Source organism: Micromonospora sp. NPDC002411, from assembly GCF_053592955.1.
The window spans coordinates 1-8,622 of sequence record NZ_JBSFBM010000286.1 but is presented as its reverse complement, the minus strand read 5'-3'; the positions used below and the strand labels follow the sequence as shown (position 1 = coordinate 8,622).

The following is an 8,622-nucleotide window of genomic DNA, read 5'->3' as shown; positions in this document are numbered from 1 at the left end:
GCCGTCGGACTCGGCGGCGCTCGCCGCGGTCAGCACCGACTGCGGCAGGCCGACCAGCAACCCCCACTCCCCGTCGGAGAAACCGAAACCGGTGGTCGCGTAGGGCGGCGAACCGGCCCGCCGGGATGTCGCGGGGCGGGACCAGGATCGTCCCGCCCAGCTCGGCGGCGCGGGCCGCGGCGGCGTCCGCGTCGGTCACCGCGAAGTACACGGTCCAGTACGCGGGTAGGTCGGCCGGGAAGTCGTCGGCCAGCGGCGGCATCATCCCGGCGACGATCTGGGTCCCGAGCCGCCAGCCGGTGTACGTCATGGGACCCACCGCCTGGTCGTCCGGCTGCCAGCCGAACACCAACTCGTAGAAGACCTTCGCGCCCTCCGGGTCGGGAGTGACCAGTTCGTTCCAGCTCATCGCGCCCGGCACGTTGAACACCTCGGCACCGCTCATGTTCAGCGGCTGCCAGACGCTGAAGGTGGCACCGGACGGATCGGCGAAGACGGCCATCCAGCCGCGGTCGAACACCTCGAACGGCGGCACGACGACCTGCCCGCCGGCCCGTTCGACCCGGCCGGCGACCAGCTCCGCGTCGTCGGTGGCGACGTACGTCGACCAGATCGGCACCTGGTCGGGGATCGCCGGCGGCCCGGCTCCGGCGACCGGCTTGCCGTCGAGCAGGAAGACCGTGTAGCCACCCGCCTCGGGTTCCGGTGTCACCCGGCCGGTCCAACCGAACAGCTCCGGGTAGAAGCGCCGCGCGTCGTCCAGGTCCGGGGTGGCCAGGTCGGCCCAGCAGGGCGTACCCGGCGGGACGGTGCTCACGTCAGAACCCCTCTCGGCCGGGGCGACCACGGCGGCCCCCTGCCGGAATCCTGGCACCGTCCCGCCGCGGCTCGGGGCGGAAACGGACGAATCGTCAGCTGAACCGGCGACCCTCGTCCCGTCGGTACGCCCAGCCGGCGAGCGTGGCGAGCAGCACCACCCAGACACCGAGCATGATCAGCGCCAGCGGTTGAGCGCGGTAGTCACTGACCGCCGCCCACATCAGCTCTGCCGCGCCCCGGGTGGGCAGGAACGGGGCGATCGTCTCGATGAACCCGGGCGCGTCGCCCGGCGCGGACAGCAGCCCGCCGCCGAACGCGAGCGGCAGGAAGACGATCTGCGCGACGACGATCGCCGCCTTGCTCGGCAGCGAGTAGCCGATGGCCAGGCCCATCAGCGTGAACGGCACCGAGATCACGGCCACGGTGCCCATGGCCAGCAGAAACGCCGTCGGGGTGACCTCGGCCGCGGTCAGCGTCGCGCCGATCACGACGACCGGGATCAGCGAGAGGTACGTCAGTGCCAGGCCGGCCAGCACCCGGCCCGCGAACCGGGGTGCCGGGCCGGCCGGCAGGGTCCGGGTGTACGGGTTCCACGGCTGGTCGCGGTCCTCGGCGACGCCGACGCCGTACTGGAAGATGTTGGCGCTCATCACCGAGAAGGTGACCATCGACGCGGTGGCGAGGGTGGCGCCGACCGAGTCGTCACCGGCGAACGGCACCACGAAGAAGATCATGGCGGCGGCCGGGAAGAAGGCGCTCCCGACGATCGCCACCGGAATCCGGATGATCTCCAGGAGTTGGTATCGGGCGTGGACCAGAGCGAGCTGCACGGCGGCCTCCTCAGACGGTGGTGGGTCGGCCGCCGGGAACGGCGGTGGCGGGTCGGTCCTCGGCGGTGCTCTGGCCCGGGGCGGACCCGTCCCCGCTGGTGATGGCAAGGAACGCCTCCTCCAGCGACGTCGGTCGTACCTCCAGGTCGGTGAAGGCCGTTCCGGCCGTGACCAGCGCTCGGACCAGTTCGTCGGCGTCGGTGGTGAGCAGGTGCAGCCGGCCGTCGATCCGCTCGGTGCGCACCACCCCGGGCAGGTCGGGCAGGTGGTCGGCGACGAGGCTGACCCGGCGTACGCCGACGATGCCCCGCACCGCGTCCACCGTGTCGTCGGCGAGCACCCGGCCCTGCCCGATCACCACCACCCGGTGGGCCAGCGCCTCCACCTCCTCCAGGTAGTGGCTGCTCAGCAGCACGGTGCCGCCGTCCTCGTGGAACGCGCGGATCGCCTCCCACAGGGTGTGCCGGGCGGCCACGTCCAGGCCGGTGGTCGGCTCGTCGAGAAGCACCAACCGGGGTCGGCCGACGAACGCCAACGCCACCGCCAGTCGACGGCGCTGCCCCCCGGAGAGCCCACCGGTCTGCCGTCGGAGGAGGTCGCCCAGGCCGAACCGGTCGAGCAGTTCGCCGCGGGGCACCGGGTCCGGGTAGTGCGCGGAGACGAAGTCGACGACCTCGCCGACCCGCAGCGTGCCCGGCAGGCCGGTCTCCTGCGGGGTGACCCCGATCTGTCGCCGGCTCGCCGGGTCGCGGGGGTCGCCACCGAACAGTTCGACCCGCCCCGAGCTGGGGCGACGCAGGCCGACAAGCAGGTTCATCAGGGTGCTCTTGCCGGCGCCGTTCGGCCCGAGGAGGCCGACCAGCTCACCGGCCCGGACGTCGAGGTCGACGCGGTCGAGGGCGAGGACGTCGCCGTACCGGCGGCTGGCCTGGTCGGCGCGGGCGAGGGTCATGGCTGCTCCTTCGACGGACTGGGGTCGAGCAGGGCGCGGATCGTTTCGGTGTACTCCTCGAACGCCAGCCGGCCTCGTCGGCTGAGCCCGACCAGAGTTGCCGGGGTGCGTCCACGATGGGTCTTGGTAATCTCCACATAGCCGGCGTCCTCAAGCTTGCGCAGGTGCACCGAGAGGTTGCCGGCGGTCATCCCGAGCAGCTCCTGCAGACGGGGGAACGCGATCTTGTCGCCCACATTGAGAGCGGAGAGGCTGGCCACCACCCGCAGCCGGGCCTGGGCGTGGATGACCGGATCCAGTTCGGTCACGGCTGCTGTCGCTGTCGCTGTTGCCGCCGGGCGACCGCGCCGGCCACCAGCATTCCGCCGCCGCCGGCCACCGACACGGCAAGTGCGTGCCAGCCCGGCCCGGCGAACACGCCGGCAAGGTTGATCACACTGATCCAGACACCCAACCGGAACAGGTCCCGGTCCAGCCAGATCGCCCCGCCGGCCATGTGCAACGCGCCGGTCAGCCCGACGGCCGTCGCCGACCAGAGCAGCGCCGCCAGGTCGTGGGGCAGGTGTTCGGAGATCCGGCCGAGCCCCGCGTAGACGCTCACCGGACCGAGGGCCCAGGCGCACCCGTACCAGCGACCACGCCGCGCGGAGTCTCCGCTCACCTGGCCGTAGGCCCGGACGCTGGCCACCGCCTGAACCGCGGCGGCGGCCAGGAGCAGCGCGAAGAGGACGGTCAGCGGCAGCCAGCTCGGCAGTCGGAGCAGCTCCTCCTCGCCCGGGGGGAACCGCAGGAAGAAGAGCCCGAAGCCGACCAGCCAGGCGATCCCCCACGGCCAGTAGAGCAGCCGGGCATCGGGATCGATTCGACGCGCTGTCGCGGACCGCTCGTCCTGGATGAGTCGGAGCGCGGCTGCGGCGTCGGTGGGCGGAAGGTCATCGTCTGGGTCCACGCAAACTACTTTACGGAACAAAGTCAAGGCGGGTTGCCCCGTCATCGCGGCCGGGTCACCGATTGCGGCGAGCAGTGCCTATGGTGGGAAGTCGTAGCGGCTGATCCGTCGCACAGGACACAGGGGAGGGTCCGTGTCGAGCCCGAGCAGAGAGCTGGAGGTCCAGCCGGAGGCGCTGACGGCGTTCGCCAAGGCGTCCACCGACCGGGCGGCGCGCTTTCGCGAGCTGCACCGCTCGTTCGGTGAAGGGCACGTGCCGCGACACGCGTTCGGGGTGATGCCGGCGTCGTTCAGCCTCGCGGCGGCGTACGCCGAGCAGTTCGAGGCATGTCTGCAGGGGCTGGCCGACGGCGCCGAGGTGATGGCGGACATCGCCGAAGGGCTCGACGACACAGCAGGCGCCTACACCGGCACCGACGTGGCCAACACCGACATGTTCGTGCCCGGCCGCCCGGCCGCTCCCGACGTCATCGCACCCGGCCCCTGGTCGCCGGGCACCTCGTCCCCCGGCGGCACGACCGGGCCGGTGCCGGCATGAGCACCGAGGCGTTGACGCGCAACAAGACCTACTTCGAGCAGATCGTGTCCGGCACCCCCGACCCGTTCAAGCCGCTGTCCAACGCGGTGCTCTGGCCCTTCGAGCAACTCCTCGAACTCGTCGCGGGCGAGCCCGACGACCTGATGCGCGCCGCTCAGCTCTGCCTCGACACCGGCGCGGCGGTCCGCGAGATCGCCGGTGAGCAGATCCAGCACCGGGCCCGCCTCCGGGGCGCCTGGTCGGGTGACGCCGCCGAGAGCTTCCACGCCTCGATGGAGTCGGTGGAGGAGGCCATCGAGGAACTGGCGAAGGGGTTGGACGGCACCAAGGAGGTGCTCGTCGACGCCGCCAACGCCGCAGTCGACGCGTTCAACCTGCTGGTCGAGCTGATCCTCGAGTTCCTGCTCTGGTTCCTCACCGAGGTGATCATCGCGGCGGTGGCGGCGGCGCTGAGCGCCGGCATCTCCCTCGCGGCGACTGTGGTCCGGGTGCTGGCGCGGCTCGCTACCACCGTCGGAAGAATGGTCAAGATCGTCGCTCGGTTCGCCGAGATCCTGACGAAGCTGGCCACCAAGATGCAGAAGGTCGCCGAGCTGCTCATGAAGTACCGTCGCGCGGTCCTGGAGATCCGCAAGGCGAAGAAGGCGTACCGGGCGTGGAACAAGTCCGGATGGACGGCCGAGGCCAGGGCGTTCCAGATCGAGAAGTTCAAGACGCTCTTCCCGGGCAAGTTCCTGATCAACCAGGCGTCTCCGGTCAACATCCCCGGCCTGGGTGGCGCCCTTCTGGACACCGGCGTCGGCATGCACGACATCTCCGACGGAACGAAGGACCGCAACTACCTGGTGGACGGCACGTACCGCGAGGATCTGGGCCCCTACACCAAGGGCGTGCAGAATGTCTTCGACTCCATCCTGACCTGAGGGGACCGACATGACCTTTCCCGGTCTGGACCGCATCGAGGCGTTGGCCCGCAACCTGGACAGCTGGCAGCGCGAGCTGGCCGGCAAGATGACCGAGCTGGAAGACAGCAGCGCCGAGGGCATGAGCGACTCCGGCCTGGTCCGGGTCACCGCTGCGGCGGACGGCACGATCGTCTCGACCGAGGTGAACGCCCGGGCGATGCGCCTCGACTCGTACACCCTGGCCGAGGAGTTCACCGCCGCCGCCAAGCGCGCCCAGGAGGCAGCCGCCGCCCGGGTCCGCGAACTGGTCGGTGAGGTGATGGCCGACGCACCCGGCGGCGGTGGGGTGACAGCCGACGCGCCCGGCGGCAGCCGACCGGCCGAGAGCGGTCGACCCGCCGCAGGCAGCCAGCTGCCCGACGACCGTCCGGATTGGTACTGAGCCCGTGGCGGACAACAGCTACCAGGAACGATTGAGCCAGCTCGTCGAGCCGGGCGAACGTGTGCTCGCCATCGCGAAGACCGAGATCGCCCAGGGTGCCCGGCCGGCAGAGATGCCAGCTCCCGAGAGCCCGGAGTCGTCCGGGAGCGGTCGTGGTGGTGTCGTCTCCAGCGTGCTGCTCAACGTGATCTCGCCGCTGATCTCCTTCTCGGCGGGGGACCGGCTCGTCGACCGCGTCGTCTACGGGATCGCGGGTCGGGGTGCGCCGGGTTCGGCCGCGTCCGCCCTGCAACACGCCCGACGCCCGGTGCCCCCGGCGACCACGACCGAGGACACCATCCTCGCCGTCACCGACCGGCGGTTGCTGGTGTGCGCCTCCGGGCCGATGAAGCTCTGGTCCAGCCAGGCCGACGACGAGAGAGCGGCAGCCCAGACCCGGGTGGTCTGGTCCACGCCGCGTACCGCCGTGGCCAACGCATGGGTGGGCTGGCACCGGCTCAACCCCAAGCGACTCCGGATCAGGTTCGCCGACGGGTCCTGGTTGGCGTTCATCGTGCCGATCGCCGAGTCCGGCAAGCCGTTGCGCGACATCGCCGCAGCCCTCACCGACGGCTGATCCCCGCCCGGCGCACCGGCCCGCATCGGTTGCCCGCCTGGTCAGTGCTGCGCGGCGGTCAGTGCTGCGCGGTGGTCAGTGCTGCGCGGTCGACAGCGGCGCGGGCAGCGGCTCGTGGTGCAGCACCGCCAACCGGGACACCGCCCGGGTGAGCACCACGTACAGCCGGTGCAGCCCGCGCGGCTCGGCCGCGACGATCGCGGCCGGCTCGACCACCACCACGTGGTCGTACTCCAGGCCCTTGACCAGTGTCGCGGGCACCACGGTGACCCGCTCCGCGGCCGCCACGTCGTCGGCGGTCGCGGTCTCGACGCCGGCATCAGCCAGCGCCGCGCGCAGCTCGTCGACAGCGTCGTCCGCCGCGATCACACCCACCGAGCCGTCGTGATCGAGCGCCGCGCGCACCTCCGCCACCGTCGCAGCGGTCAGGTCGGTCACGGTACGCACGTCCAGACCGCCGTCGTGCCGCAGCGACTCGGCGGCGGGTACGTCCACCGCGAGCGCCGGGAGAAGCAGGTTCGCGAACGCGACCACCGCGGCGGGCACCCGGAAACCGATCGTCAACGGGACCACCACAGCGTCCGGCTTGCCCAGATGGGCAAGGGAAGCCTTCCAGTCCGTGGCCGCCCACGGCGCGGTGCCCTGGGCGAGGTCACCGAGGAGGGTGATCGAGCCGTGCTCACTGCGGCGGGCAATGGCCCGACACTGCATGGGAGAGAGGTCCTGCGCCTCGTCCACCACCACGTGCCCGAATCCGGAGGGCCGTTCGAGCAGCCCGGTCGCCTCGTCGATCAGCACCGTGTCGGCGGCGGTCCAGCGGGTCGCCTTCGGGGTCCGAGCCGGCTTCTCCCACCGGAGCAGAGCCTGCTCGGCGTCGTCGAGCAGCCCGTCCGCCGCGGCGGAAAGTCGTGCCGGGTCGGAGAGCAGGCCGTGCACCAGGCCTTCCGGGGTGAGCGCCGGCCACACGGCGTCCAGGAAGTCGGTGACCGGTCGGCAACGGCCCATCCGACGCAACCAGGCATCGCCCGGCGACTCGGCCCGGCGGGCCTCGGCCTGCCGTTGCAGCAGGCTCACCACCCGGGCCCGGACCCGTTCCCGGCCGGTGCTGTACGGCAGCCCCTCCCCGCGGGTCTCCTCGACGATCCGGTGCAACGGCTCCAACCCGATCCGCCACCGGAACGAACCGTCCGACACGGTGATCGACTCGGTCGGTGTACCGATCTGGGCCCGCACCGCGCGTTGCAGCACGCTCGCCATGCGTACGTCGTGCTTCAGCGCGGCGACCGCTGGCGCGTCGACCGCCCGCACCGGCACCCGCGAAATCAGCTCCTCCACTGTGGCCTGCTCGACCTCGACCTCGCCGAGCGCCGGCAGCACCGCCGCGATGTACGACAGGAACGCCCGGTTCGGCCCGACGATCAGCACTCCCGCCCGCCGCAGCCGCTCCCGGTGCAGATAGAGCAGGTACGCGGCCCGGTGCAGCCCGACCGCCGTCTTCCCGGTGCCCGGCGCGCCCTGCACACAGATCGAGTCGGCCAGGTCGGCCCGAACCAGCTCGTCCTGCTCCGGCTGGATGGTGGCGACGATGTCCCGCATCGGCCCGACGCGCGGCCGCTCGATCTCGGCGGTGAGGATCCGACTGGTCGTACCGAGTTCCTCGCCCCGATCCAGCCGCTCATCCTCGAAGCTGGTCAGCACCCCGTTGCTGAACCCGAACCGCCGCCGAACCGCCACCCCCTGCGGATCCCGCGCGCTGGCTCGGTAGAACGACCGGGAGACCGGCGCCCGCCAGTCCAGCACCAACGGCTCGCCGCGCTCGTCGGTGACGTGCCGACGCCCCACGTGGTACCGGCGGCCGTCATGATCACCCCTGGTGCTGGTGCTGACGTCCGCTGAGCTGGCGACGGCGGTTGTGCTGGTGGTTGTCTGGCTAGCTGTGGTGTCGCTGGCGCTGTCGGTGGCCTCGGGACTCATCGTTCCCGCGAAGTCGAGGCGACCGAAGAAGAGTGGTGTGGTGGGGTCGTCCGCCAGTTCGGCCACCCGGCGGGCCAGGGTCCGGCCGAGCGTCTCGGCCGCGTAGGCATCGCCGGCAACCTGGTCGCCGCTGGCGAAGAGAGCCTCGGCCCGCTCCCGCATCCGGCGTAGCGCTGCCCGCGAGGTTGCGAGGTGAGCGCGTTCGGCGGACAGATCCGTGTCGAGGTGGGTGTCGAGGTCAAGTGCGGGCATGCTGACGTCCCATCGTTCACATCTGCTGCGCGCTCGCGTGTCCGGGGGCGGATGGCCGGCCTCCCGGCGCGAAGACGTCCGTTCCGGTGCAGCTCACCTCGGCCGTCAAGCGGCCTGCAACCCTACGCTCCCGCTGCGATTCCTTCCACTGAATTACCGACACGACCACCCATACGAGATGGCGTGTCGCCGGGTGCGGGGTGCGGGGTGCGGGGTGCGGGGTGCCCGGTGCCCGGTGCGGGGTGCGGTGGCGTGGGTGGTGCGCCTGGTCGTCGGGTGGGCTGCGCGTGCGCGGTTGTGGCGGGCGGCTGGCGGGCCTGCGGGGACGGGCCTGCGCGGGCGGGC

At 71.7% G+C, this 8,622-nt stretch carries 10 protein-coding genes; 4 read left to right on the top strand and 6 right to left on the bottom strand.

Features of this window, described 5'->3' with window-relative positions:
• From ACWCO3_RS26805 to ACWCO3_RS26785, 5 genes are all read right to left on the bottom strand, one after another.
• Positions 1-817 (bottom strand): VOC family protein (locus tag ACWCO3_RS26805; RefSeq protein WP_450012658.1); only part of this gene is annotated, 817 nt, incomplete at its 3' end.
• 94 nt (positions 818-911) lie between these two features.
• Positions 912-1,649 (bottom strand): ABC transporter permease, encoded by a 738-nt coding sequence (locus tag ACWCO3_RS26800; protein ID WP_145785896.1) that lies wholly within the window; start codon positions 1,647-1,649, stop codon positions 912-914.
• A 10-nt stretch (positions 1,650-1,659) separates the two neighbouring features.
• On the bottom strand, positions 1,660-2,601 hold the full coding sequence (locus ACWCO3_RS26795) for an ABC transporter ATP-binding protein (protein ID WP_358049986.1): 942 nt from the start codon (positions 2,599-2,601) through the stop codon (positions 1,660-1,662).
• A complete protein-coding gene (locus ACWCO3_RS26790) occupies positions 2,598-2,909 on the bottom strand; it encodes a transcriptional regulator (protein ID WP_145785898.1) in 312 nt (103 codons plus the stop codon). Before ACWCO3_RS26790 ends, ACWCO3_RS26795 begins: the two co-directional genes overlap by 4 nt.
• Positions 2,906-3,550 (bottom strand): transporter, encoded by a 645-nt coding sequence (locus ACWCO3_RS26785; RefSeq protein WP_450012655.1) that lies wholly within the window; start codon positions 3,548-3,550, stop codon positions 2,906-2,908. Before ACWCO3_RS26785 ends, ACWCO3_RS26790 begins: the two co-directional genes overlap by 4 nt.
• A 133-nt stretch (positions 3,551-3,683) precedes the next feature.
• Here ACWCO3_RS26785 and ACWCO3_RS26780 point away from each other — a divergent pair, with 133 nt between their 5' ends.
• Genes ACWCO3_RS26780 through ACWCO3_RS26765 form a run of 4 tightly spaced genes read left to right on the top strand, consistent with a single transcriptional unit; the run spans position 3,684 to position 6,051 of the window.
• Positions 3,684-4,088 (top strand): WXG100 family type VII secretion target, encoded by a 405-nt coding sequence (locus ACWCO3_RS26780; protein ID WP_357842810.1) that lies wholly within the window; start codon positions 3,684-3,686, stop codon positions 4,086-4,088.
• Positions 4,085-5,011, top strand: a complete 927-nt coding sequence (locus tag ACWCO3_RS26775; protein ID WP_282263139.1) for a WXG100 family type VII secretion target — start codon at positions 4,085-4,087, stop codon at positions 5,009-5,011. The genes ACWCO3_RS26780 and ACWCO3_RS26775 overlap by 4 nt, the downstream gene beginning before the upstream one ends.
• A 10-nt stretch (positions 5,012-5,021) precedes the next feature.
• Positions 5,022-5,435 (top strand): YbaB/EbfC family nucleoid-associated protein, encoded by a 414-nt coding sequence (locus ACWCO3_RS26770; RefSeq protein ID WP_450012652.1) that lies wholly within the window; start codon positions 5,022-5,024, stop codon positions 5,433-5,435.
• A 4-nt stretch (positions 5,436-5,439) separates the two neighbouring features.
• Positions 5,440-6,051, top strand: a complete 612-nt coding sequence (locus ACWCO3_RS26765; protein WP_450012650.1) for a hypothetical protein — start codon at positions 5,440-5,442, stop codon at positions 6,049-6,051.
• Positions 6,052-6,126: 75 nt separating this feature from the next.
• Here the strand turns inward: ACWCO3_RS26765 and ACWCO3_RS26760 are convergent, their stop codons facing one another.
• Positions 6,127-8,277 (bottom strand): HelD family protein, encoded by a 2,151-nt coding sequence (locus ACWCO3_RS26760; protein WP_450012648.1) that lies wholly within the window; start codon positions 8,275-8,277, stop codon positions 6,127-6,129.
• Positions 8,278-8,622: the final 345 nt, after the last annotated feature.